Raw genomic sequence first — 24,698 nt, 5'->3', positions numbered from 1 at the left:
AAATCCCGATTTAACAATCGGGATTTTTTATACCTAATAGTTATCTACATTAATTACGACCTTAACACTCCTAAACTGCGAAACGCTCAAAAAACTTGTTCGCACTCTTAATATCGCTTTTTTAGTCTTTGCAAGACTTTGCTTACGCGGAATTTTGATAAGAATATTTCTATAGTATTCATTACGTATACGGGAAACCGGCGGAGGCTCAGGCCCCAATATCTCTTCTTTAAAAATATTTTTTAATGCTTGACCCATCCACTGTGAAGATTCTTCAATTTTCTGAAAATCCCGATGTTTCAAAGTTATTTTAATTAATCTGCAAAATGGGGGATATTTATATTGATGGCGCTCTTCTAGCTGCTCGTGATACATGGCATCATAGTCATTCATAGAAACCTGCTGCAATATCTGATGATGCGGATTATAGCTTTGTATTAAAACGGTTCCCCTTTTTTCTGTACGCCCTGCCCTACCTGATACCTGCTGTATCAATTGAAAGCTACGTTCGTGGGCTCTAAAGTCTGGAATATTCAGCATATTATCTGCATTTAATATGCCTACAAGAGTCACATTTCTAAAATCAAGGCCTTTAGTAAGCATCTGTGTTCCTACCAAAATATCTAGTTCGCCTTGCTCAAATGCCGTAATTATCTTTTCAAAACCAAATTTGCCACGTGTCGTATCAGAATCCATTCGCCCTATAGTATGCTCTGGGTAAAGTTCTTTTAATTCTGTTTCTATTTGTTCTGTACCAAAGCCTTTCGTATCTAATTCTACACTGCCGCACGCCATACATTTTTTAAGCATTGCAATATGGTAACCGCAATAATGACAACGTAATTGCTCTCGGTGCTTGTGATAAGTTAAACTCACATCACAATTAGGACATTGTGGTGCGTGACCACAGGTTTTACATTCAAGTATAGGTGAATATCCTCTTCTATTTTGAAATAAAATGACCTGTTCTCCAAGAGCTAAAGCGTCTGTAATTGCACGCAACAAATCATCACTAAAATGACCTGTCATACGTTTCTTACGTTGCCGATCCTGAATGTCTATAATTGTATTTTCTGGCAATAAAATATTTCCGTAACGCTGTTTCATTGTAACTAAACCATATTTACCGCTACTGGCATTATAGAATGTTTCTAATGAAGGTGTTGCCGACCCTAGTAAAATTTTAGCCTTTTGTAAACTTGCTAAAACGATACCCGCATCTCGTGCCTGATATCGTGGCGCAGGATCGTATTGTTTGTAGCTACTCTCATGCTCTTCATCTACCACAACAAGACCTAAATTGTTAAATGGAAGAAAAAGAGCACTACGTGCTCCTAAAATAAGTTGTGCTTTTGATTCTTTATTCAGAACGTTATTCCAAACTTCTACACGCTCGTGAACTGAGTATTTAGAATGATACACAGAAAGTTGCTTACCAAAATACTCCTGTAAGCGTGCTACTAGTTGTGTGGTTAGGGCAATTTCTGGTAATAAGTAAAGCACTTGTTTGCCAGCATCGAGATATGATTTAATTAGGTTAACATAAACTTCTGTCTTACCCGAAGCCGTTACCCCATGCAATAAGCAAACTTCATGATTTTTATAAGATTCATTAATCTCATTTAATGCCCGCTCTTGTTGACTATTTAACTCTTTAATATGTGAGTCATCGTTCCCAGAATAGACAATACGATCTTTTTGAATTTTGTAAGTTTCAAAAATACCCTTAGTCACAAGAGCTTTTAACTGAGCTCCACTAGCGCTGCTCGCTTCTTGTAGTTCTTTAGATTTGATAGGTTTCTTAGATCGTGCCTGCAGCGAAAAGTAGGTAAGTAATAATTCACGTTGTTTTGGAGCATTATCTAAATCATCTAGTGCCTGATGCATCTTTTCTTCTTGTTCAAACTCCTTAGATAATCGTACATACGTAATCAACTTAGGTTTGTAACTTTCATAGATTTCCTGATCTAACATAACCAGATCAAGATCTATTAAGCTTTTTATACTAGGCAAAACTTTCTTTTTACCTAATAATTGCATCACCTCGCTAATGCGTAAAACAGATTTGTTCTCAAAGGCCTGTAGAATCATCTCCCCATCCTCATCTAAAGCATCTAAATGTGGAGTACTGTCATTTTTAACCAGTCGCTTTATAATAGTCTCACTTTCTAATAAAAAAGCCCCGGGTAATGCTGCACGCATCACCTCCCCTAGCGTACACATATAATATTCTGACATCCATTTCCAGAATGTGAGTTGCTCAGGATGAACAATAGGTGTTTCATCTAAAATCTGCTCAATCTCTTTAGCCTCATATATACGAGGTTCATTTTGATGAACTGCGATAGCCATTGAGGTATAAATCTTGCTTTTACCAAAGGGTACAGCAAGACGCATCCCTGGTTTTATAAAGGAATATTCGGCTTCACTTATACGGTAAGTGAATGCGTTTTCAACAGGAATAGGTAAGATTACATCTACAAAATACACAGGGTAAAGATAAAAAAAAGGCTGTCTCTAGTTTTAGAAACAGCCTTAGATTATACAAAGGAAAACTTTTAGTTTACGCGACTCCAGTATTGTGTTCTTCCTAATAAAGAAAAGCCTACATAGCCTCTAACTTTTAGTTTATTTGCACCTTCTAATTCAATTAAACATTTATATAATTTACCGCTTTGAGGATCAAGTATTTTACCATCTGCATACTCATCCCCATCTTTTTCTAATCCTTTTATAATGACTAGACCGTTTACGGGCTTACCTTTATCTGAACCGGGACAATCAACACATTTAGCATCCTGACGGTCTTTATTCAAAATTTCAACAATTTTACCATAGACTTTGCCATCTTTTTTATAAATCTCGACTATAGATTTTGCATCTCCAGTCTCATCATCAATAGTTTTCCATTTTCCGGTTACATCCTGAGCAAAAACTCCTGCTGAACAAATAAGTGCTACAATTAAAAACGCGTATACATTTTTCATAATTCTAATTTAAGGGGTTATTTAATTAAGTTATTCGTTAAATCTACATTAATATTCAATATTATTAACAAAACTAATATTGTTTTTTCTAATTTTTTCTTAGTTCGTGACTTCGCTTTAGTCTATACATTGTTGCATTTAATTCAAAACCCAACAATAACAAATTTGAGTTTAACCAGATATATACCATCATTATTAAAAGGGCTCCTATAGAACCATAAAGTTGATTGTAAGTAGCAAAATTATTAATATAAATACCAAAAAAATACGTGGTTACCACAAACAGTATTGTTGTAAGTGTTGCACCTATTGAGAAAAACCGAGCATTTTTTCCTTCTTTAGTTCCAAAATAATAAAGCGTTGCTACCACACCATATATCAAAATCAATAACGCTATAAAACTACCTAATTGAGAAATAAGCTTTAGTGTATTTTCATCAACGATATCTCTGCTCTTCAGATCAATAATAATATATTGAAAGTATAAAACAGCTACAACAGTAGAAAGCAACAACAGTGCCAACATTAAAGAAACACCTAATGCGATAAAATATTGACGTACGATGGGTCGATTAGTTATACTATGAAAACTGTATTCAAAGCCGGTAAATATGGCATTCACACCATTTGCCATCAAAAATATAGCAAATATTAATGTTACTGAAAGTAAACCACCTCGAGGGTTTGCAGCAATATCTAATAGAATAGGATCAAAGAAATCCTGTGTTTGAGGAGGAAGAATATTATTTATAAAAGCTAAAAACTCAGTTTGAAAACCATCTATGGGCACATAGGGAATAAGGTTTAGAATAAATAGAAAAAATGGAAATAGCGCCATAAAAAAGCTAAATGCAATTGCGCTTGCCCGTGTAGCAAAAGTTCCCTTAAGAATACCTACTGCATACATTTCCCAAAAATCGTGGAGGGATAACCCTTCAAAACCGGGTAAAATCACGCCTTTTGCCCATTTTACTACCGGCAACAAGAATTTTATGGTTAATAGTTTCTCATTAAACTCTTTATCCATTTATACCGCTTTAAGACTCAAGTCCAAATTATAAACAGAATGCGTTAAAGCTCCACTAGAAATATAATCTACTCCGCACTTCGCATATTCGACAAGTGTTTCTTCATTAATTCCGCCAGAAGATTCGGTTAAACATTGATCTCCTATAATTTCTACAGCTTTACGTGTATTTTCATAATTAAAGTTATCAAGTAATATACGATAAACGCCACCCGCCGCTAAAATTTCTTCAACTTCAGAAAGATCTCGTGCCTCTACAATTATCTTGAGATCAAGATTGTTTTCGGCTAAGAACTTTTGTGTTTTTTGGATAGCTAAAGTTATTCCGCCGGCAAAATCTATATGATTATCTTTTAACATCACCATATCGTATAATGCAAAGCGATGATTTTCTCCTCCTCCTATTTTTACAGCTATTTTTTCTAAGGCTCTAAATCCAGGAGTGGTTTTACGCGTATCTAGAATTTTTGTTTTTGTCCCCTCAAGTAAGTTTGTATAGTGCTTAGTTTTTGTTGCGATAGCACTCATACGCTGCATTGCATTTAGAACAAGACGCTCCGCTTTTAAAATACTTTGAGAATTTCCACTTACATAAAAAACGATGTCTCCTACTTTAACTACTGCACCGTCTTTAATAAGGATCTCAACTTCTAATGAAGGATTTACATAATTAAAAACATTGCAGGCAAACGACACACCGGCTATAATACCCGCTTCTTTAACCAGAAGTTTTGCCTTTCCGGTTGCGTCACTGGGGATACAGGATAACGAACTATAATCACCGGGGCCTACATCTTCGCGTATAGCATTTTCAATAATCAAATCTATCTCTTTATTGAGTTTAGCTTGTGAAATCATAAATTTTATCGGTTTGTGCTAAGTTAGAAAAACAACCTGCCAATTTACAATTCCCATTTGCAATTATTCTAAAGTAGCTCATGATTTATTGTGTCCTCAATTATGAAAAATATTATTTTTGAATTATGAATATTAAACTTCTTTGCATAGGCAAAACCGATGATGCTCATCTAGACGCACTTATTGCGATTTATACTAAACGATTAAAGCATTATGTAAATTTTGAATTGGAGATTATTCCTGATCTAAAGAAAACAAAAAACCTATCTGAAGAACAACAGAAAGATAAAGAAGGTGAATTAATTCTGGCAAAACTGAATCCTCAGGACGAATTGATTCTTTTAGATGAAAATGGAAAAGAGTTTAGTAGTGAGAAGTATGCAGATTATCTTCAGAAAAAAATGAACAGCGGCATCAAAACTCTGGTATTTGTCATTGGCGGTCCTTATGGATTTTCTGCAGAAGTCTATGCTAAAGCACGCGGTAAAGTTTCACTTTCAAAAATGACCTTTTCACATCAAATGATTCGGCTTTTTATGACCGAACAAGTGTACAGAGCTTTCACTATTTTAAGAAATGAACCTTATCATCACCGCTAGATGTAAAAAGATTCAAATCTTAATTTTAATTCTTTCTTTTTTTACTTTCTATTTTCTTCTTTATTTCAACTGAACCGGCAACCAAATTTCTTCTTCAGAATCAGGATGTTCTGGACCATAGTAGTTTTCTCCAAGCAGTTCAAAGTGTGCGCGATCATCTAGTTTATATTTCGATTGCGGTAACCAACTTCCGTAGATATAGTTAGAGGTCTCTACAAATTTCTTAACCGGTCCCACGTGTGTAAATACAGCGTATAAGCCACCGGCAATAGTTTTAGTTTGCATTTCTTCTGGGACTTCATCAAACGATTCTACTTCAACTGCTGCCCAGCGTTCAAATTTAGTTTCTCTCGTAAATTCTTCCGGATTAAAGCCAAAAGGATACACCTGCATTGAATAAAAACTCGAGCCTATTCGTTTTTTAATTTCTTTATGACGCGACATAAAGCTTTTCCACAAAGCTGCGGTGTCGTCAAATGAAAGTGTAGTTGTGAGACATTTACCCACTAGCTTGCGGGGTTTAATTTCTAGTATTTTTGGACTCATAATTCTTTTTTGACTTCTGAAAATACAAAACTTAAGTTAGACCTAAATTATAGGAGTTCTTTAACCCTATATTCTGTATTAAACTCCTATAATTAGAATTCTAAAACACAAATTATGAAACCTAGAAAATTAATTAGTCGCTTCTTCCTATTCACAACTGCTATGCAAATTGGCTATTACGCTGTAACATTTGCTGACAGAAATAAGAATACTATTAAAAAGAAGTACAAAAAATTAAAAAAGAAAAAACACTAATTATTACATCTTCTTAATTCCGTTTTCCAGCACTTGTTTAATGCCTTCTAAATTATCTGAGAACTGCATCATTTGGGCTAAAACCTGAGCCATCTCATTTGCATTACCAAAACCTTTGAGCTTGTTGTTTTTTACAAAGGTTTCTTTGATAGATGCCCATCGGGCTTGTTCTTCATTTGAAATCAAATCAATCAATTCTTTGTATTTCAACAAGTTTGCTTCTGCAGATCCGGTGAGCGTTTGCGCTTCACTTTCATAATGCGATAGTAATAGCGTTTGCAGCTCTTTATCGTTCATAATAGGCAGTACCTTAGCGACGAGCTTATTCATATCTCTGTAAGATCCTTGTAATTTAAAGGAGGGCTCTGTACGATAGGCATCTTGCATCGCAGCAGATTTTATATATGCTGTATTTACTGCAAGTACCGTATTTCTAATTTTTAGAACTTTTTCTAGAACAGATTGATATTCTTCTATCTCGCGGTTACTGTGATTACCTTTTAACTGTAATTCTTGATTTCCTGATTCTAAACGTTCTAGAAGCGTATAAACATCCCCAAAATTCTTACTACTTAATTGCTGTAAAATAGGATTTGCAGTAAGAGAATTTTCTATCAAACTCAATTTAAATAAATCTGCGGTATCACCTATTATATCTCCCAGGTTGTAAATGTCAGCCCGGTTTGAGAGCATATCTGGAATCTGGAATTTTGCACCGCTTTCGGTATAAGGGTTACCAGCCATTATCACACAGAATTTCTTTCCGCGAAGATCGTAGGTTTTAGGTTTTTCTTTATAAACACCTTCAATTTTTCGGGTTCCGTCAGAGAGCGAAATAAATTTCTGTAAAAACTCAGTATTGCAATGCTGTATATCATCAAGATACAGCATAACATTATTACCCATTTCAAAAGCCAGATTAAGCTTTTTTAACTCTTCACGTGAAGCCGAATTAGTTGCTGCTGCCGGGTCTACCGAAGTAACCTCGTGCCCTATCGCCGGGCCGTTAATTTTCATAAAAACCAGTCCCAGGCGATTGGCGATATATTCCATCAGCGTGGTTTTACCGTAGCCCGGCGGCGAGATTAACAGTAACATTCCCATACGATCTGTACGTGTGGTGTCTCCCACAGTTCCCAATTGCTTTGCAAGATTGTCTCCAAAAAGAGGGAAGTATACCTGATCTATTAATTTATTACGTACAAACGAAGTCAAAACTTTCGGTTTAAACTCTTCAAGTTTGAGGTCTTCTTTCAGGGTTTGTGTGACTTCATGTTTCGCCTGGCGAAAAGCCTCAAAAGCGGGTACATCTTGAGTTACAAACGCAGATAAAGTCGTCACAAACTCGTGATAGTTAAAATTGAACGTACCATTAGATAACGTTTTGTGATCGCCACTTAAATTTGTTATTACTTCATTAGGTGAAATTGCATTAACCTTAGAAACCGAATCATCCTCAAATAGAATTAAACAAACAACCTCATCTGCATACTGCAATTGCTGCAGCTGCTCATTTACTTTAGAAACACGACTACTTTTAATAAACGCCGAAATCCACTGTCTAACAAGCCTTATTTTAGAGGCATAATCTATCTGCGACTCGTAACTATTTTTAAACTTAAGATCTGCCTGCTGTTCTTTTAAATGAATTATAAAGTCATCTTTTATTGAAACCGCTAAAGCGGTATTTATAAACGAATCGTCACTTTGCAATTCTTTAAAAAGGTATGCTGCAATAGTTGCGCTATGTTCTTTAGGAAATAAAACGGTCTCCTCTGCGAAAACTCTCAGTTTAGCAATTAATATGTTTACCACAAACTCATAATCAGGATTATCAGGAAAATACTGAAGCACTTCACCTGAAGCCTTTATTTGGGTATTAAGCTTGCTCTTCTCCCCTTCCTCGAGATAATTCCAAAAATACTGCGCATTTGCGCGTATTTGTGGCGGATAGATCAACAAACCTAAATCACTATGCTTTTGTATAAGTACACGCAAAATCTTAGCGGCATCAACATCGTGAACTCCTTTCACGTAGCCTTCGCTGTACTTATTGCTACTTGCTTCCTGTACAATTTTTAAGAGTTCTTCATCTGAAGCCTGTTGTAGAAGATGCGCAGTTGTAGTTTCAAAAATTGAATAGGCTAAGTATTCAGATCTATATACAACCGCATTTTCTGAAACATATTCCTGATCCCAAATCTGGCGGGAATTCAACAACACCGGGTGATTAAGCTCCTGATAAAAATCTGTACCGGTGAGGTGGTATGCAAGAACGCCATCTTTTAAAACAATAGTTAAATCAAGTGCCTGACGGTTTACCCCAAATTTATGTTTTCCTAAACGTATGATGTTCTCACCATCTTCATACAGATCAAGTTTATCTTTGAGTTTGCGTAGCGCATCTTCACGTGCAACTTTTAAAGCCGTTTCTAACTCTTCTGCCTTACCACTATCATCTAAATCATTAAGCTGCTTGATAATGTCGCGCACCTTATTTATCATCAAATCTGCAGCAAAATACCCGTTAATTTCATCTACAGAACCCAGACTTTGAGCTCGCTTTTCAACACCTTTTAATATACGTTCTGAAGCATTTTTAAGTGATAATGCTTTCTTATTTCGTTTTTCGACCAACGCATTTTTTCGGGCTTCAAAAGCAGCATAAACCTCTTCCCGTTTCTCCAAGATTAAGGTGATAAATTCTTCAAAATCTGCAAATTTACCTTCTAATTCCTCAAGTTGAATTGAAATCTTATTTTGAAACTCGTCGCATTTTTCCGGCGTAGCCGCAATATCCAGGTAGTTAATGATACTTTGATCAATCAATTTAAGTTGAGCGGCAAAATCTGCCTGTGCTTCTGCACTTCCTAAACTTTTTTTCTTGTTCTTGAGTGCAGCTTTAAGCTGATTTATAGTTGCGAAAATCAACGAAATAGCATCGACAATCTGTGTTGCGTGTGAGGTATCTTCTATCTCAAGATTGGTTACAATATCAATCAATAACTCTAAATCTGCCGCAATCTGATTTACTTCCTCTTCAAGCTTTTTAGCATTGATAACCTTTTTAATTTCATCTAACGCTGTTTTTTTCTCAAATACTTTATCGTGATAGGGTTGTAACGCTTTAGGATCTAACAAGAACTGAACACAACGCTCAGAAATTTTTTGAGATTGTGCTGCAATATCTTCTTCTAACTTTTTCAGAAAAGCTGCATCAACATAACGTACTTCATAAAGACTAATAACTTTTCCGCGTAAAGCACGCAACTGCGTCAACAGCTCTACAAATTCATTAATAGACTTAAATGAGGTGCTTTTTATTTTACTAAAAACCTGCTCTGCGTCTTCCCGTATTTCTTTGGTTTGCTTCTTTGCATTTTGACGCAGTTGAGTAACCTTTTCAAATTCGTCGATAGCGGCATTTGCGGCTTTATTTATTTCCGCAAGCGGAAGATCTAAACGTTGCGTTTGTTCATCGGTAAGCCAATAATAAGCATCCTTAATATCTTTAGCAGACTTTGCTATATCTGCATAAAGACCATCATAATTATCTTCTTTATTTAGCAGCGTAATTAAGGCTTGTGACTCTGCCATCGCCTTAACGATGTCTTTGTTACCTATTTTATAGAGTATAGAATCTGTATACTGAGAAGGCATATAATCGCCCTGTAGATAAGGTGTTTGCCAGATTTGTACCGTATGATGTTTAGTTTGATTTTCTTCGGAATTAAAATAACAGAGTTCGCCATCTTCTAAAACCGTAAAACCACTACAAACAATAGGCGTAATAATTTCCTGACTAATGATGTTATAGGACATCAATTTGTACAAGCCTTTTTTAGGCTCATAAAACACATACATAAAATCCTCCCCATTAGGCGAAGCAATTTTCTGTTGAAATTTTAAATCAATGATTCCGTCATCAAAAACATGATATTCACCGGTTTGCAAATAATAGCCATTCGGGAAAATTATTCCCTGATCGTCTGGCAGTAAAACAGCTGCTTTACCTATGCTTTCAATCTTATGAACTTCTTTTATTTTATGATTGTATACAAAGTATCTGGGCGGTTCCTGAAAGGGTTTTATTTCAATCGCAATTAAGTTTCCTAAATCGGCAAAACGATATTGACCATCATCAAGCGTCTGGTCTAAATGTGCTACAGGTTCAGATAAAATACCTTTACCATCTTCGGTGTTGTCTTCAATTTTAATAGTTAAATCACCCCCTATAGTCTCTACAAAAACACGATCTAAAATCGAAACATGCGAGTGTACACCATAACGGTGCATATCGCGGGTAACTTCTAACCATTTAAACTCATGCTGCGCCGGGAAACGATACTCGTGGTCGCTACGGTTATCTATATACTCAAGTCTATTTTCTTTTATTAACCACTTAAAGGTTTTGATATCAGTCACACTTTCGCTCAGCTGAAACACCATATGCAGGTAGTTTCCTATGATGGCAAAACGTGAAAAAATGGTATTGCGGTAGTATTTATAAAGATTGGAAAAATCGGTTTTGAAGGTATTATCTTCCAATAAATCAAGAGAAATTGCTTCAAATCGATTTTTAGTAAAGCGATACATACTAAACACATCTGAAAGTACAATTTCTGTGCGCAGTCCAAAATGAACATTATAACCAAAAATACAGGTTTCTCCCAGTGAAACGATATCTCGCGCAATACAGTTATTTTCTGTATTGATACGGTCATTAGCAATAAGTTTAGTCTCTAAAGATCCAAAAACCGTCTTACGATCTTCATTTAGTTTTCCTAATTTATCCTGAAGCTCCTGCTTATGCTTTTGCAAACGCCCACGTATGATCGCATAGGTGCCTCCATCAAGGGAGTCCTGAGTGGGAGTTTCTATAGGGTTATTTATTGATTTTGACGTTTCTGCCATTTTAAATCTTACTTTTTTAAGTAATTATAGTAACTAACTAAATAGGTCTTCGACAAGCTTAGACTTGCATCTCTCTGAATTACTTTTCTTAAAGTAATCGACAAACTCAGACTGACACCACAACGTCACACTGAGCCTGTCGAAGTGCTTATTTAATTTTACTTCAGCTTCTTATCAGATAAACCTAAACCTTTTGCAAGATTAAAAAGATTACCAAATAAACTCTGCTCTTCACTGTCGTGAGATTGCTCTTTGAGATGCATCAACAGGTTTGCTATCGTAAGATTTTTAATATTTTCTGAAGAAACGCCGTATTTGTCTGCAAACTCTTTTACTTTTTCAAGCAGATTGCCTTTGACATCATCGCTGCCCAAAATTGCATTCTTTACATCCTGAATGTTAGTGCTGTTAGCTACCAGTCGATCGTAACCTTTTGCTCTTGTAATCTGACCGATAATCTGATCAAAGAACATGGTCTCGCCACCTACAATATCAATTTTAGCTGCTTTCAACGCATCGCCTATTACCTGAGCCTGAGCATCAGCAATATCTTTTTGAATGTTTATATGTGCCAGATCAACCTGCAATTCTTTATCTAAACGCAGTTTAAACTCTTCGTGCTCTTTACCTACACCGTCAAGTTTCTTCATTGCGTTTGCTTTCTCTTCGATACCTGCTGCATCTGCAAGTGCTTTACCTTTTATTACATCTGCTTCTGCCATACCATCTTTGCGCTTGGCATCTGCTTTTGCTTCCATACCGGCTGCTTCTGCTTTTGCTTTCTTCTCTATAATAGAGGCTTCAACAACACCCTGGCGCTCGTGCGCATCTGCTTTTGCGTGCATTACCTGTGCTTCAGACATACCTACAGTCGCTTCTTCTTTAGCTTGTGCTTCTGCTAAAATTTTACGTGCCTGCGCTTCTTTTTCGGAAGCTTCTTTATGTGCAAGTGCTTCGATATTGATCTCTTCCGCTTTTTGCTTAGCCGCTTCTTTTTGAGCTTCGGCAGCTTTAATCGTTTTAATTAATGATTCTTCTGCATTAGCTTCAGCTATGGTAATTTTAACCTGCTTATCTCGATCTGCCGTTTTAAATGCCTGAATATCTTTCATATTCTCCTGCTCGGCCACCACACCTTTTTCAAGAATAACACGATCGCGTATCACATCCTGAATATTTTTCTTCTCAACTTCTACAACTTTCTCTTTCTCAATTTGAGCTAGTGTTACCACACGTTCTCTTTCAGTTGCTTCCAATAAACGATCTTTTTCAACACGTTCTGTTTCTACAGCATCAGTGCGTTGTTTATTTTTTGCAGCGACAATAATCTGACGCTCCATATTTTCTTCGGCAACCTTAACTTTTTCCTGTGTTGCAATACGCGCTGTTTCAGACTTCAGGAGCTCTTCTTCTGCAACCTTCATCGTCTCTGCTTCCTCCCGTGCTTTAATATTAGCAATCTCTCGTTTCTGCTGTTCTTCTTTTTCAGCAAGCTGTTTGTCTAACTCTAGTATCGCCTCGCGAGCTTCAACATCCTGCTTACGAATGGTTTTCTCCTCATCTCTCTTAATAAGATTTGCTTTTACATTCTGAATTGCGGTAAGCTCTGTAATTTTCTTAATCCCTTCAGCATCCAGAATATTATCGGCTTTTAAATGTATAACCGGAGTTTGCTCTAAAAAGTCAATCGCACAATCTTCTAGCGTATACCCATTAAGATCTGTACCAATGATATCTACGATCTCATCACGAAACTCGCGACGCGCCTCATACAATTCAATAAACTGAAATTTCTTCCCAACAGTTTTAAGAGCTTCAGAGAATTTTGCTTCAAAAAGATCTTCTAAGGTTTCTATACGAGAAGCACGAGCCACACCAATAGTCTGCGCTACTTTTTTGATATAGGCTACATCGTTATTAACCCTAACAAAAAATGCCACTTTAATGTCTGCGCGCATATTGTCTTTACAAATAAGACCTTCTACACCCATACGTTCTATCTGGATTTTCTTGACAGAAACGTCCATTATTTCTACTCTGTGGAAAACAGGAACCACATACAAACCTTTGTCTGTTGCTACTTTTGTACCTCCAAAACCGGTACGTATAAGTGCCTGACCTTGATGCACTTTTTTGTAAAACATCGCGATGATCGCGAAATAAACGATAACCAGGAACAAGAGAATTCCTAGTCCAATTCCAATAATTGGTAAAATTTGATTCATATTTGATTGATTTATTTAGTCGTTATAATTTTGTACTAAGTAATAGGTATGATCTGGTGAGTGTTTAATAATCAACACCGAACTTCCATAAATTAGTGGCTCACCCGTAAGTGATTTTACATAAATAGACATGGAGTTGCCGTCTGCAACAACTTCTGCATTGCCCATTTTTTCGCCTGAAATATTTGAAAGCAAAGTTGCTTTTCTACCCAAATAGTCTACTGCTATATCACCGTCTTTGTTCAGATGAGTAAAAAAACCTTTAAAAGGAGTTGTAAATATTTTATTTACAAATAGTGCCGGAATACACGCAATTAACATAATTGCAAAGCCAAATACATTATCGTAAGTAAATGTAAGCGCAGTAGTTATACTGGTCATTAACCACCAGATAAAAATCCAGCAGGTAAAGGTGAACATAAACGGAAGTCCAACAAAATTGAAGTAGATCAGGAAAATCTGCCAACCTTTTAAGGGTTTACGGCGTTTCCCTATTACATTCTCTTTTGTCACTTCAACATTAGACACATCTTCAAAGTCCATATTCCCGCCTTCCAGACCGGTATCAAGATCTACATCTGCATCAATATCTACATCGACATCAATGTCAAGATCAAAATCAAGCCCTCCTATCATGGTGACAATCCAGTATAAAATAAGGATGATCAACAATATGGATAGAACCATATTTACGGGTGAAAAAAGGACTTCTGTTAATGTTGCGTTCACGATTATGCCTGGTTTTTAGAATCGTTAAAACCTAATTGCGATTTTAATTTTTCAAGTTCGTCTTCTGCTTTTTCAGTTGTAAGATCTGCTGCTTTATCCAGTTCGTCATCAATAGATTTTTTTGAACTGGCTATATCTCCATACGCTTCTGCTAAAGCTTCTTCCTGCGCAACTTTTTCCTTCATACGCTCAAGCATGGAAACAGTACCTGTACTGTCTAATTCAGCCATTTGTTTATTGAGGCTTTTAGTCGCGTTACTTACCTTAACACGGGCTTTAAGCGTTTTAAGTTCATTCTCCCATTTGCTGATATTCGCTTTTATATTCTGAATATTTTTTTGCAATTGCGCTACGTTACCGTCAAATTTCTCAGATTCAACTTTAGCCTGCTCTACTTGTTTCTGCGCTTCTTCTTTCTTTAATAAAGCTTCTTTAGCCAGGCGGTCTGCTTCTGCAGAATCCATTTGCTCGTTGTGCGCTTTTTTGAGAATAATTATAGCTTTACTCTGGTAGTCTTCTGCTTTATTTTGATATTCATCCTGATCGTTTTTGGCTCTAATAGCCAAAGCTTTTACTTGCGCTAAAGCCTCCAGACTTTTATCAAGATCCTGCTTCATATCACGAATTCCCTGCTCTGTTAATTTGATAGGGTCTTCCATATTATCAATTGCCGAATTTGCTTCAGCCTCTCCTATTTTAAATAGACGTCTAAAAATGTTCATGGTTTCTAAGGTTTAATATTTTGAAAATTCAATAATTTTATCTGAGTACTCACTCATTAAAAGGCTTAGTGAGTTTAAAGAACCTTCCAATTCATTAATATCCATATTCTCAATCTGAAGTGTATCTCTAAATATCACTTTCTCACCAGATTCGTTTATCACAAATGCCCCGTGAATGATATCTCTGTTTTTTTGTAACAAGCTTTTAAAAATTTTTTCAGACTGATTGTTAATCTTAAAAATAAATTGCTCCAGTATTAAAATAGGTGGAGCAACTCCCAGAATAAGATTTCGTATACCTGAACTCTCCTTTTGCACAACGATTATCCCATCTTCAGGATTCTCAAATGTTATGTTGAAATCGAGTTCAAGTAGAAAGGATTTTGTAATTAAGAAATGATCTTTCATTAGTTAGTACTTAGTGAAATGTTAAATTTTTCTAAAGTTTAATAATACAAAAAACTGTGGTTTAAATCTTCAGACAGCGGTAAATATTGTTGTTAATAATGTGTAAATAAGCATTCCCATAACGTTTGATTTTTGATTGATGAATAAATTATTTGAAAATAATGCCAACTAATCTTTTAGTAATACTAAAAAGATTAGCTGATTGATGATTTATTAGCTAATATTGTTAGGTAAATATAACTAATAATTTACAAATTGCAAATTAAATTAGCAAGATATGTCTTTTTTTGGAAAAAATATTAGAAAAATTCGTAGCGTTAAAACACTAAGCCAACAGTCATTTGCAGAGCTATTTGACTTAAAACGAGGTACTTTAGGCGCTTATGAGGAAGGTCGTAGCGAACCTAAGATCGAAACTTTAATAAAAATTGCTAATTATTTTAGCATTCCCATAGATGATTTGCTCACACGTGAATTAACTGTAAACGAACTTTTAAAATTTAAAGGGGACCTAACCGAACAATTAGAAGCGATTAATAAAGAACGTTTTACCACAATACCCTGCATTACCGAAAAGAATAGTGCTGATTATATAAACTACTTTGATAAGAACAGTTTTATTGCCGATATGGTGCACGTTGAAGTACCCATTGATATCAAAACACCCTTGCGCGCCTACATTATCACAAACCTGGAAATGAGTAGTCAGGATCAGGGTTTGTTTCCTAAAGACTGGGTCATAGGAGAATTTGTAGCCCTGGAGAACTATAAAAAATTAAAAAATGGTACTCTTGTGCTTATTCTGGCGATGAACCAGCTCATTTTACGCAGACTTTATATCGTACATGATCAACTCACTTTAAGAGCAGATCACAAGAGTATAGATGAGATTACAGTTGCTGTATCTGATGTTAAAGAGCTCTGGTCAATAAGCGCAGTTTTTAACAGACGTGTTACTGAAATTTCAAGCGGTATTGAAGAAAAACTTCTTATGCTCGAGCAGGAATTTGCAAAATTAAGAGGCCGACTATAAACTACTCTGCAAGTTCAAAATCACCTAACTTTTCTTCCTCGCGCAGCAGCTTACGTTGTTGCTTTATTGTTAAAGTGCTGCCATCGTGGCTCCAACCTGGTGGGCCAAAAATGTACATAAACTTATCGTAAAGTTTGGGTGATTTTTTTGTATCTAACCAAATGTCTTTATACTCATGGGTAAGTATAATTAGCGGGTTGTATGAATTAGGAGCATGAGTTACGCCATATTCAATATCTATTTCCTCATCGAGTTCTTTGAAAGTCCCAAAAATACGATCGAAAGTATTTAAAAAACCACCATGGTTCTTATCCATATATTCCAGATTTCTGGCGTGATGTACTTGATGCATCGTATGGGTATTAAATACTTTATCTATGATACCCAGCTTTGGCACATATTGAGAATGTAATTGAAATTGCCATAGTGCTTCAATACCTAAACAAACAACTAACATTTCTGGTGGAAAGCCTATAGCGACAATCCACACATAAAATAATGGCTTATAGAATATCGTAAACCAACCGTTACGCACCGCTGTTCCCAAATTAAAATTATCTGATGAATGGTGTACGATATGTGCTGCCCAGAAAAACCGAACCATATGATTTTGTCTATGAAACCAGTAATAGGAAAAGTCGTCTGCCAATTGACATAAAATCCATACATACCATGCGTAACCAAAGGAGTTCCAACCCATGATATTTGTTCGAATTCCGTCTATTTCAGGATTAAAGATATCATATACCCAATTAAATAGAAGAATAACGGTGATTGTCTTAACTAAGGGAGCGATAAGTGTAGAACCAATTCCCATGACCAGACTGGCGGTAAGATCTTTCCAGTGGTATAATTCTTTTCTTTCAGAATGTTTACTGTAAGTAAGTTCAACGAGTATTAATCCTAAAAAACAGGGAACGCCGTATATCAACGGATTAGTAAAGTCCATAAAGTTGGTTTAATTCCAAAAATAACGTTTGCAAGGCACAATACACTATTTTTAATGCTAAAGCTCTAATTTTTAATAATATTGCAATTTTAAAGTTTTTTAGCCTCTTCCCAAAACACATCCATCTCTCTCAGAGTCATATCTCGCAAATCTTTATTTTTCTCTTTCGCTTTAGTTTCTAAATACTGAAAACGCTTAATAAATTTCTTATTAGTACGCTCAAGTGCACTTTCAGGGTCTATTTTTAAAAATCTCGCATAGTTAATCATCGAAAATAGAACATCACCAAACTCAGCTTCCATTTTAACCTGATCCTGCGCATCTACCTCAACCTGTAGTTCGGCTAGTTCTTCCTGTAATTTTTCAAAAACCTGCTCCGGCTTTTCCCAGTCAAAACCTACACCTGCAACTTTATCCTGAATACGACTAGCTTTTACAAGTGCCGGCAACGATTTAGGCACACCTTCTAATACCGAATTTTTACCTTCTTTCAGTTTTAAATTTTCCCAGTTGCGCTTTACATCTTCCTCATTATCAACTTTAACATCGCCATATATATGCGGATGCCGCGAAATAAGCTTTTCACATATTCCATTAGCCACGTCTGCAATATCAAAATCGTTAGTTTCACTACCTATTTTTGCATAGAACACAATGTGTAATAATAAATCGCCCAACTCTTTTTTAACTTCCTCTAGGTTATTATCAAGAATCGCATCTCCTAATTCATAAGTCTCTTCTATGGTAAGGTGCCTAAGACTTTGTAAGGTTTGTTTGCGATCCCACGGGCATTGCTCACGTAACTCACTCATAATAGTTAGTAAACGATCTATTGCTTTTAACTGCTCTTCTCTAGTATTCATAGCGATATGTGTATAAACTAAAAAACCACAATCTGATTTAAATCAAATTGTGGTTAATTTATAAAAACTAATCTGTTTATTTTTTACGGGCTGCAGTGCTTTTTGCACTTGCACCTTTTTTAGCCGAAGATGATTTACCACCTTTAGGCTGAGTATTCGCAGTCGTTTGTGCTTTAGGAGCAGCTTTAGCTGCTACTTTAGATTTGCCTTCTTCAGAAGCCTCATCTGCAGTTTCTTTTTGAGCTTCTCCTAAAAGGTTATTTTTCTGTAATAAATTATACCACTGTATTACTTTTTTGATATCACTTGCATAAACGCGATCTTCATCAAAATTTGGTAGAATCTCAAAGAAATAAGCTTCAAGTTCATCTTTAGAACCTTTGTGATCTATTGCGCTACCGCCATTTTCTTTCTCAGCAATTTTAGCGAAAACTTCACGTAAAGGTGACTCCCCATCTAGGGTATAAATAGAGATTTCTGAAAGAACACTTACATTATGCCTTAAACCTACAGGCATTTTTTTACCATCTGCCAGTGATTCTGCAATAAAACCAGATCGCGTTTGTGCGCGAAGGTGATATAATCCCGGTTTACCTGAAATTGAAACTATTTTATCTAAACTCATATTATATTTTTATCCGCGAGAGCGGGTTTAATTTCTAAAATTATATTCTCTAAAAGGCTGGCAAATATCTAGGCTCTTTTTCAATTTTCAAAATTTATTAGAAGCCTAAGTGAAAAATTAATTAACGCATTTTTTTATCGGGGAAACGCATGCGGTATTCTGCATTGGTTTTTCCTTTGCTTATACCTGCAAGTTTACTCTTAATAATACGTTTTTTTAGACTGCTTAGTTTATCTGTAAATAAAATTCCTTCAATGTGATCATATTCGTGCTGAATCACACGTGCTAATAATCCATCAAATTCTTCTATATGCTCGTTAAACTCAAGATCCTGATACTTGATCTTGACATTAGGACATCTAAAAACATCTTCATTAACACCGGGAATACTTAGACAGCCTTCGTTAAAAGCCCATTCTTCACCCGTTTCTTCTAGAATTTCAGGATTTATAAATGCTTTTTTAAATGTTTTTAAACGTGCTTGTTCTTCTTCAGTCAAATCTTCATCATCTGCAAATGGTGTCGCATCTACGATAAATAAACGTATTGCTTTTCCTATTTGAGGCGCAGCGAGCCCTACTCCACTAGCCGCATACATCGTATCAAACATAGTATCAACCAGCTTTTCTAATTCTGGAAAATCTTTAGCAATAGGAGCTGCTTTTTTTCTTAATACGGGATCTCCGTATGCAACTATAGGTAAAATCATGAGTTCTAATTTCTATATTTTAATTCTCAATTATTCAGCAAGCTTACAAATTATATAAGTAAGACTGTAGAATAATTGTAGCACTTATTTCATCTAAAAGTGCCTTATTCTGTCTTTTTTTCTTTTTTACGCCACCGGTTAAAAGCGTTTGCGCAGCCATTTTTGAGGTAAAACGCTCATCAACCCGTTGTATGGGTATTGAAGTAATTTTTTCAAGGCTGTCGCGAAATTTACTAATTTCAACTTCAACTTGCGATGCGCTGTAATCCATCCGTTTAGGTTCTCCTAAAAGTATAAGCTCTACATTTTCTTTTGCGAAGTATTCTTTTAAAAAACCCATTAAAGTTTTAGTATCTACAGTAGTTAGCCCAGAGGCTATAAGCTGCAACTCATCAGTAACCGCAATACCTGTGCGCTTTGTACCATAATCTAATGCCAGAATACGAGCCATATTATTTTTTGGCAAAAATAAGGCTTTAAAACTTATAGCGGGTATCTTGGTTTTTTTATTGTGCCTAAACTATCTTTAAACCCTGAATCTTTTTAAACGATTCTCTTATTTTATATAACCGGAAATCTTATTAAATGAAACAAGTACAAAATGTAATTGAAGCAGCCTGGGAAGATCGTTCTCTTTTAAGTGAGAAAGTGACCCAAGATGCAATACGTGAAATTATTGAACTTCTAGATAATGGTACCTTAAGAGTTGCAGAACCAGACGGTGATGGCTGGAAGGTGAATGAGTGGGTTAAAAAAGCCGTAGTGCTTTATTTCCCTATTCAAAAAATGGAAAAATTAGAAGTAGGTATCTTTGAATACCACGATAAAATGCCTCTTAAAACAGGATATCAGGATAAAGGAATACGTGTTGTGCCTAATGCAGTTGCACGTCACGGTGCATATATCTCTAAAGGTGTAATCCTAATGCCTAGTTATGTAAATATAGGAGCGTATGTAGATGAAGGTACGATGGTAGATACCTGGGCAACCGTAGGTAGTTGTGCTCAAATAGGTAAAAATGTACATCTAAGTGGTGGTGTAGGCATAGGTGGTGTTTTAGAACCCCTACAAGCAGCTCCTGTTATCATTGAAGATAACGCATTTATAGGATCTCGCTGCATTGTTGTTGAAGGCGTGCATGTAGGTAAAGAAGCTGTTCTGGGTGCAAATGTTGTATTAACCGCATCCACTAAAATTATCGATGTTACTGGTGATACTCCTGTTGAAACTAAAGGGTATGTACCACCACGTTCTGTGGTAATTCCCGGTAGTTATACTAAGAAATTTGCTGCAGGAGAATACAATGTTCCTTGTGCATTAATTATAGGTACTCGTAAAGAAAGTACCAACAAGAAGACTTCTTTAAATGATGCGCTTCGCGAATATGATGTAGCGGTATAAACATTTTTAATGAAAATTCTCATTATACAACAGAAGATGATAGGTGACGTTCTTACGTCATCTATCCTTTTTAAAGCCCTACGAGAATTATATCCTGAAGCAGAACTTCATTACCTCATTAAAAAACATACGTTTGCGGTTGTTGAAAATAACCCGATGATTGATAACATTATTTTTGATCAGGAAGACTTTGAGGGTGCTGAAATTTCTTTCTTAAAATTTGCACACTTACTTAGAGCTCAAAACTTTACCGCAGTTATTGATGCATACTCTAAAATAGGTTCTGCCCTCTTATCTTTTTATAGCGGTGCTAAAATTCGTTCCGGAAGAGCCAAATGGTATACTCGGGCTTTCTATACCACGAGTTCTACCTACGAAAGTATTCAAGTAAATAAAGCCGGACTAGCTATACAGTTTAGGCTTAAATTAGCAGCATGCCTGGGTTTAGATCAAACAATACCTTATCAACCCGAAATTTATTTAAGTGATCTTGAGATTACTGAGGCAAAAGAATTTCTAAAGAGTTTTAAAATAGATCTCTCTAAACCTCTTATAATGATCGGTGTTTTAGGAAGCAATCCTCAGAAGACCTATCCGCTTTCTTATCTTGCAGAACTTTTAGAAACACTCATTGCTACCTCAGATGCACAATTATTATTTAACTATATCCCCAGTCAGCTCGCTGAAGTTAAAAAACTATACAAATTGTGCTCTCCTAAGGTTCAGGCTAAGATATTTTTAAATTGCTATGCTAAAAGCCTTCGGAAATTTATCGCGATATGCCATCATTGCGATGCGCTTGTAGGTAATGAAGGTGGCGCCATACACATGGCCAAAGCAGTAGGCACGCGTACATTTGCGATTTACGCTCCACAAATAGAAACAAAAGCCTGGAGTTTTGAGGAAGATAAAATTCACAGCAGTGCTCATTTACAACATTTCAAACCCCAACTCTTTAAACATTTAAAATCTCAAAAAGAAATCCTGGCAGAAAACCATAATTTATATCAGAACTTTACTCCAGATTTAATTAAACCTGATTTGATGCGTTTTTTAAAAAACTTAACTCCTTATGAAGTATAGATTTCTCATCTATATCTCGCACACCTATGGTATTCCTATAGGTGAACCTTTAGAAGAAGAAATCAAAAGGCTGGGCTATGAGGTAAAATGGTTTGCTGACCTGGAGTATACACAAAAAGCAATATCAGGGAAGGCGGTTTGTAATACTGTTGAAGAGGCTATATACTACCACCCACATATTGTTTTAACGGCTACAGACAGCGTTGCTTATTTCATACCCGGGATCAAAGTACAGATCTTTCACGGTTTTCTGGCAAATAAGCACAGTATGCGTAAGGGACACTTTAGAATACGTAGTTTCTTTGATTTATACTGCACACAAGGACCTTCTACTACATCTGTTTTTAATGAAAAGAAAAAGAAGCTTGGCTTTTTTGAAGTTGTAGAAACAGGATGGAGTAAAGTAGATCCTTTATTTCCATTAGTACCAAAACCGGTTACCGAAAAACCAGTAATTTTTATCGCTTCAACATTTTCACCTAAATACAGTCTTGCGTATCAAGAAAGTATGATTCAAGAAATAAAAAGACTTTCAGAAACAGGACGGTACAGGTTTTTGTGCGTTTTACATCCTAAGTTACCAGAACATATAATAAACCAGTTTAAACAGCTGGAAGGACCTGATTTTACATATTACAATACGACAGATCTCATGCCACTTTTCAAGAAAGCAGACTTGATGCTGGCCGATACAACATCTGCAATTACTGAATTTATTTTACAGGAAAAACCGGTAATTACATTTAACAATTCTAAACCCGGACCTCACTTTATTAATATTGAGAAAGCTGAGGATTTAGAAACAGCAATAATAAAAGCGGTAGAAAAACCAGCAGGGTTAATGACTGCTATAAAAAATTATATACAGATAACACACCCTTACTTTGATGGGAAATCGAGCAAGCGGGTCATCGAGGCTACGATAGACTTTTTACATAAGGATAAATCTTATTTAAAAAAGAAACCACTCAATCTCGTACGCAAATATAAAATGCGTAAGCTTCTCAATTACAAACCCCTTAAGTGGAGCTCTGCCGTACCAACGCTTCCTAAAATTGAGAACCGTAAAAAACTTTCAGTACTCATTCCTACATTTAATGAAGAGGCTAATCTTGAGCAAGCATTACAATCTGTAGATTTTGCTGATGAAATTATTATAGTTGATTCATTTAGTACAGATAAAACTCTAGAAATTGCGAAGCGTTATTCTGCAACTATTCTACAACGTAACTATGAGAATTCCGCATCTCAGAAAAATTGGGCAATTCCTCAAGCTACGCATAAATGGATTTTGATTATTGATGCAGACGAGCGAATAACTCCGTCCTTAAAAGACGAAATTCTAATCACCTTACAAAATCCTGATCCTGAACTTGCTGGTTATTGGATTTATCGCCGCAATCATTTTAAAAATAAAGTAATTTCTTATAGTGGTTGGCAAAACGATAAAGTAATCCGTTTATTTAAGCATGATCAATGCAAGTATGAAAATAAATCTGTTCACGCTGAAATAAAATGCACCAATAAAATAGGAATACTCCAGAACAAAATAGATCATTTCAGTTTTAAATCTGAAAAACAATATGTTGATAAGCTTAGAACATATGCATTCTGGCAAGCCAAAGACTATGATAAGATTACCGGAAAATTAACGGCCTATCACTTTATACTTAAACCGTGCTGGCGTTTTTTTAAACATTATGTTCTGCAACAAGGGTTTAGAGATGGGTTGCCGGGTTATACTATAAGCAAACTACAGGCATACGCTGTGAGAATGCGCTATATTGAGCTTCGTAATTTGAGAAATATCAATTAAAATTCTATTTCTTCCAGAATTTAAGTTTCTTTTTTAAGGCACGCTTCTTTTTAAAACGCTCTTGAAAATTTACCGTTTCCTGCCACATAGCATCTTCGGTTTCTTTAGGATCATAATTTGCTAAATGTGCATATTCCTGCGCCATAATGGCAACCATTTCCCGGTGTGGAGTAAGTCGTGAAAAGTTGTGCATTCGGGTTTTAAAAGACATTGGTTTAAACTCCATTCTATTGAGGTCTACCAGGTAAAAATCATAACCGGCTTCCGTTTTTTTAATTAATGTATTTCCTGCAGAATGGTCTAGAAAATGAATTCCCTTTTCGTGTAATTCAAAGGTAAAGACAGTAAAATCTACCAGAATTTTTCTCCAATCTGGGTAATTTTTATCGTGAACTAAAGTCCTGTAGGTTAGGTCTGCATTTAAATTTTTGCATACATAATAACTCCTACCAAAAAGCAAACCTGAATCTTCAACCGCATAAGCGATAGGGTCGGGAGTTTTTATATGTAAACTCAACAACTTCTGCGCATACTCAAACGAGCGCTGCGCTTTAGATTTTCTGAAGTACTTGTAAACAACTCTATTTATAAAATTAGGTACCCCAAAGGCTTTAATAGCCACCTCGTCACGGTCTAACTGAAAAATTTTTATCTGATTGCGTGTACCATCAGAAAGCATTTTACCCTTACTTTCGAAATTTTTGATCAGTGCTTCTAGTTCAGAAAGACTATTTTTATGATTTTTGTCTGCAACGATTTTCATTGTATGAATTGATACGCAAAATTAGTCTTAATTGTAAAAGTATTTTTCAATAGGAGACAAGGAAATATAATTTATCTAATATATTCTGCAACGTAATTAATTATTTTATAATTGTAAAATTACCTCAATTATAAAATACACAGATAGTTTTTGATCCTGAATCATTGTATTACTTTTCAAACATTA

21 protein-coding genes are annotated in these 24,698 nt (G+C 35.7%); 5 read left to right on the top strand and 16 right to left on the bottom strand.

Going from position 1 to position 24,698, the window contains the following annotated elements; genetic code table 11:
- Positions 1 to 33: 33 nt before the first annotated feature.
- The 4 genes from priA to nadC all read right to left on the bottom strand — a co-directional run bounded on the left by priA (position 34) and on the right by nadC (position 4,872).
- A complete protein-coding gene (gene priA / locus ACIGAM_RS04145; protein WP_396510204.1) occupies positions 34 to 2,490 on the bottom strand; it encodes a primosomal protein N' in 2,457 nt (818 codons plus the stop codon).
- Between the two features lie 68 nt (positions 2,491 to 2,558).
- Positions 2,559 to 2,987 carry a DUF2147 domain-containing protein gene (locus tag ACIGAM_RS04140; RefSeq protein WP_396510203.1) on the bottom strand — a complete coding sequence of 143 codons (429 nt, stop codon included), beginning with the start codon at positions 2,985 to 2,987 and terminating at the stop codon, positions 2,559 to 2,561.
- Positions 2,988 to 3,075: 88 nt separating this feature from the next.
- Positions 3,076 to 4,014 carry a YihY/virulence factor BrkB family protein gene (locus ACIGAM_RS04135; RefSeq protein ID WP_396510202.1) on the bottom strand — a complete coding sequence of 313 codons (939 nt, stop codon included), beginning with the start codon at positions 4,012 to 4,014 and terminating at the stop codon, positions 3,076 to 3,078.
- Positions 4,015 to 4,872 carry a carboxylating nicotinate-nucleotide diphosphorylase gene (gene nadC, locus ACIGAM_RS04130; RefSeq protein ID WP_396510201.1) on the bottom strand — a complete coding sequence of 286 codons (858 nt, stop codon included), beginning with the start codon at positions 4,870 to 4,872 and terminating at the stop codon, positions 4,015 to 4,017.
- 125 nt (positions 4,873 to 4,997) lie between these two features.
- On the opposite strand from nadC, the gene rlmH reads away from it, so the two are divergent.
- Positions 4,998 to 5,471 (top strand): 23S rRNA (pseudouridine(1915)-N(3))-methyltransferase RlmH, encoded by a 474-nt coding sequence (gene rlmH, locus ACIGAM_RS04125; RefSeq protein WP_396510200.1) that lies wholly within the window; start codon positions 4,998 to 5,000, stop codon positions 5,469 to 5,471.
- Between the two features lie 60 nt (positions 5,472 to 5,531).
- On the opposite strand, the gene ACIGAM_RS04120 is transcribed toward rlmH, so the two are convergent.
- The 6 genes from ACIGAM_RS04120 to ACIGAM_RS04095 all read right to left on the bottom strand — a co-directional run bounded on the left by ACIGAM_RS04120 (position 5,532) and on the right by ACIGAM_RS04095 (position 15,270).
- Positions 5,532 to 6,017 (bottom strand): GyrI-like domain-containing protein, encoded by a 486-nt coding sequence (locus ACIGAM_RS04120; protein ID WP_396510199.1) that lies wholly within the window; start codon positions 6,015 to 6,017, stop codon positions 5,532 to 5,534.
- A 258-nt stretch (positions 6,018 to 6,275) separates the two neighbouring features.
- Positions 6,276 to 11,186, bottom strand: a complete 4,911-nt coding sequence (locus ACIGAM_RS04115; RefSeq protein ID WP_396510198.1) for a DNA repair ATPase — start codon at positions 11,184 to 11,186, stop codon at positions 6,276 to 6,278.
- 158 nt (positions 11,187 to 11,344) lie between these two features.
- On the bottom strand, positions 11,345 to 13,411 hold the full coding sequence (locus tag ACIGAM_RS04110) for an SPFH domain-containing protein (RefSeq protein ID WP_396510197.1): 2,067 nt from the start codon (positions 13,409 to 13,411) through the stop codon (positions 11,345 to 11,347).
- A 15-nt stretch (positions 13,412 to 13,426) separates the two neighbouring features.
- Entirely contained in the window at positions 13,427 to 14,098 is a 672-nt protein-coding gene (locus ACIGAM_RS04105) for a hypothetical protein (RefSeq protein WP_396510547.1), read from the bottom strand.
- Between the two features lie 44 nt (positions 14,099 to 14,142).
- Positions 14,143 to 14,862, bottom strand: coding sequence for a PspA/IM30 family protein (locus tag ACIGAM_RS04100; protein WP_396510196.1), 720 nt, complete (start codon positions 14,860 to 14,862; stop codon positions 14,143 to 14,145).
- Positions 14,863 to 14,874: 12 nt separating this feature from the next.
- Entirely contained in the window at positions 14,875 to 15,270 is a 396-nt protein-coding gene (locus tag ACIGAM_RS04095; protein ID WP_396510195.1) for a molecular chaperone Tir, read from the bottom strand.
- Between the two features lie 277 nt (positions 15,271 to 15,547).
- On the opposite strand from ACIGAM_RS04095, the gene ACIGAM_RS04090 reads away from it, so the two are divergent.
- Entirely contained in the window at positions 15,548 to 16,303 is a 756-nt protein-coding gene (locus ACIGAM_RS04090) for a helix-turn-helix domain-containing protein (RefSeq protein ID WP_396510194.1), read from the top strand.
- A gap of 1 nt (position 16,304) precedes the next feature.
- Here the strand turns inward: ACIGAM_RS04090 and ACIGAM_RS04085 are convergent, their stop codons facing one another.
- The 5 genes from ACIGAM_RS04085 to ruvX all read right to left on the bottom strand — a co-directional run bounded on the left by ACIGAM_RS04085 (position 16,305) and on the right by ruvX (position 19,900).
- Positions 16,305 to 17,252: a sterol desaturase family protein gene (locus ACIGAM_RS04085; protein ID WP_396510193.1), complete on the bottom strand. Its 948-nt coding sequence runs from the start codon at positions 17,250 to 17,252 to the stop codon at positions 16,305 to 16,307.
- Between the two features lie 89 nt (positions 17,253 to 17,341).
- Positions 17,342 to 18,115, bottom strand: coding sequence for a nucleoside triphosphate pyrophosphohydrolase (mazG, locus tag ACIGAM_RS04080; RefSeq protein WP_396510192.1), 774 nt, complete (start codon positions 18,113 to 18,115; stop codon positions 17,342 to 17,344).
- A 76-nt stretch (positions 18,116 to 18,191) separates the two neighbouring features.
- On the bottom strand, positions 18,192 to 18,740 hold the full coding sequence (locus ACIGAM_RS04075; RefSeq protein WP_396510191.1) for a DUF5606 domain-containing protein: 549 nt from the start codon (positions 18,738 to 18,740) through the stop codon (positions 18,192 to 18,194).
- Positions 18,741 to 18,861: 121 nt separating this feature from the next.
- The gene (gene def, locus ACIGAM_RS04070; protein WP_396510190.1) at positions 18,862 to 19,449 is read right to left on the bottom strand and encodes a peptide deformylase; all 588 of its coding nucleotides are present in this window, start codon (positions 19,447 to 19,449) and stop codon (positions 18,862 to 18,864) included.
- Between the two features lie 43 nt (positions 19,450 to 19,492).
- Entirely contained in the window at positions 19,493 to 19,900 is a 408-nt protein-coding gene (gene ruvX, locus ACIGAM_RS04065) for a Holliday junction resolvase RuvX (protein ID WP_396510546.1), read from the bottom strand.
- 134 nt (positions 19,901 to 20,034) lie between these two features.
- On the opposite strand from ruvX, the gene ACIGAM_RS04060 reads away from it, so the two are divergent.
- From ACIGAM_RS04060 to ACIGAM_RS04050, 3 genes are read left to right on the top strand one after another with little or no spacing between them, the layout of a single operon-like run.
- On the top strand, positions 20,035 to 20,850 hold the full coding sequence (locus ACIGAM_RS04060) for a 2,3,4,5-tetrahydropyridine-2,6-dicarboxylate N-succinyltransferase (protein WP_396510189.1): 816 nt from the start codon (positions 20,035 to 20,037) through the stop codon (positions 20,848 to 20,850).
- Positions 20,851 to 20,859: 9 nt separating this feature from the next.
- On the top strand, positions 20,860 to 21,933 hold the full coding sequence (locus ACIGAM_RS04055; RefSeq protein WP_396510188.1) for a glycosyltransferase family 9 protein: 1,074 nt from the start codon (positions 20,860 to 20,862) through the stop codon (positions 21,931 to 21,933).
- Complete coding sequence (locus ACIGAM_RS04050) at positions 21,923 to 23,749, top strand: glycosyltransferase (protein WP_396510187.1); 1,827 nt, start codon at positions 21,923 to 21,925, stop codon at positions 23,747 to 23,749. Before ACIGAM_RS04055 ends, ACIGAM_RS04050 begins: the two co-directional genes overlap by 11 nt.
- Positions 23,750 to 23,753: 4 nt before the next feature.
- Here the strand turns inward: ACIGAM_RS04050 and ACIGAM_RS04045 are convergent, their stop codons facing one another.
- Entirely contained in the window at positions 23,754 to 24,512 is a 759-nt protein-coding gene (locus ACIGAM_RS04045) for a lipopolysaccharide kinase InaA family protein (protein ID WP_396510186.1), read from the bottom strand.
- Positions 24,513 to 24,698 lie beyond the last annotated feature (186 nt).

It is taken from the genome of Leeuwenhoekiella sp. NPDC079379 (genome assembly GCF_044542075.1).
Lineage (GTDB): Bacteria > Bacteroidota > Bacteroidia > Flavobacteriales > Flavobacteriaceae > Leeuwenhoekiella.
This window is presented reverse-complemented; position numbering and strand designations above follow the sequence as displayed.

Bases quoted from the DNA above. Each gene is read 5' to 3' on its own strand.
- ACIGAM_RS04140 (WP_396510203.1), bottom strand. From the start codon at position 2,987: ATGAAAAATGTATACGCGTTTTTAATTGTAGCACTTATTTGTTCAGCA.
- ACIGAM_RS04135 (WP_396510202.1), bottom strand. From the start codon at position 4,014: ATGGATAAAGAGTTTAATGAGAAACTATTAACCATAAAATTCTTGTTG.
- nadC (WP_396510201.1), bottom strand. From the start codon at position 4,872: ATGATTTCACAAGCTAAACTCAATAAAGAGATAGATTTGATTATTGAA.
- rlmH (WP_396510200.1), top strand. From the start codon at position 4,998: ATGAATATTAAACTTCTTTGCATAGGCAAAACCGATGATGCTCATCTA.
- ACIGAM_RS04120 (WP_396510199.1), bottom strand. From the start codon at position 6,017: ATGAGTCCAAAAATACTAGAAATTAAACCCCGCAAGCTAGTGGGTAAA.
- ACIGAM_RS04115 (WP_396510198.1), bottom strand. From the start codon at position 11,186: ATGGCAGAAACGTCAAAATCAATAAATAACCCTATAGAAACTCCCACT.
- ACIGAM_RS04110 (WP_396510197.1), bottom strand. From the start codon at position 13,411: ATGAATCAAATTTTACCAATTATTGGAATTGGACTAGGAATTCTCTTG.
- ACIGAM_RS04105 (WP_396510547.1), bottom strand. From the start codon at position 14,098: ATGGTTCTATCCATATTGTTGATCATCCTTATTTTATACTGGATTGTC.
- ACIGAM_RS04100 (WP_396510196.1), bottom strand. From the start codon at position 14,862: ATGAACATTTTTAGACGTCTATTTAAAATAGGAGAGGCTGAAGCAAAT.
- ACIGAM_RS04095 (WP_396510195.1), bottom strand. From the start codon at position 15,270: ATGAAAGATCATTTCTTAATTACAAAATCCTTTCTACTTGAACTCGAT.
- ACIGAM_RS04090 (WP_396510194.1), top strand. From the start codon at position 15,548: ATGTCTTTTTTTGGAAAAAATATTAGAAAAATTCGTAGCGTTAAAACA.
- ACIGAM_RS04085 (WP_396510193.1), bottom strand. From the start codon at position 17,252: ATGGACTTTACTAATCCGTTGATATACGGCGTTCCCTGTTTTTTAGGA.
- mazG (WP_396510192.1), bottom strand. From the start codon at position 18,115: ATGAATACTAGAGAAGAGCAGTTAAAAGCAATAGATCGTTTACTAACT.
- ACIGAM_RS04075 (WP_396510191.1), bottom strand. From the start codon at position 18,740: ATGAGTTTAGATAAAATAGTTTCAATTTCAGGTAAACCGGGATTATAT.
- def (WP_396510190.1), bottom strand. From the start codon at position 19,449: ATGATTTTACCTATAGTTGCATACGGAGATCCCGTATTAAGAAAAAAA.
- ruvX (WP_396510546.1), bottom strand. From the start codon at position 19,900: ATGGCTCGTATTCTGGCATTAGATTATGGTACAAAGCGCACAGGTATT.
- ACIGAM_RS04060 (WP_396510189.1), top strand. From the start codon at position 20,035: ATGAAACAAGTACAAAATGTAATTGAAGCAGCCTGGGAAGATCGTTCT.
- ACIGAM_RS04055 (WP_396510188.1), top strand. From the start codon at position 20,860: ATGAAAATTCTCATTATACAACAGAAGATGATAGGTGACGTTCTTACG.
- ACIGAM_RS04050 (WP_396510187.1), top strand. From the start codon at position 21,923: ATGAAGTATAGATTTCTCATCTATATCTCGCACACCTATGGTATTCCT.
- ACIGAM_RS04045 (WP_396510186.1), bottom strand. From the start codon at position 24,512: ATGAAAATCGTTGCAGACAAAAATCATAAAAATAGTCTTTCTGAACTA.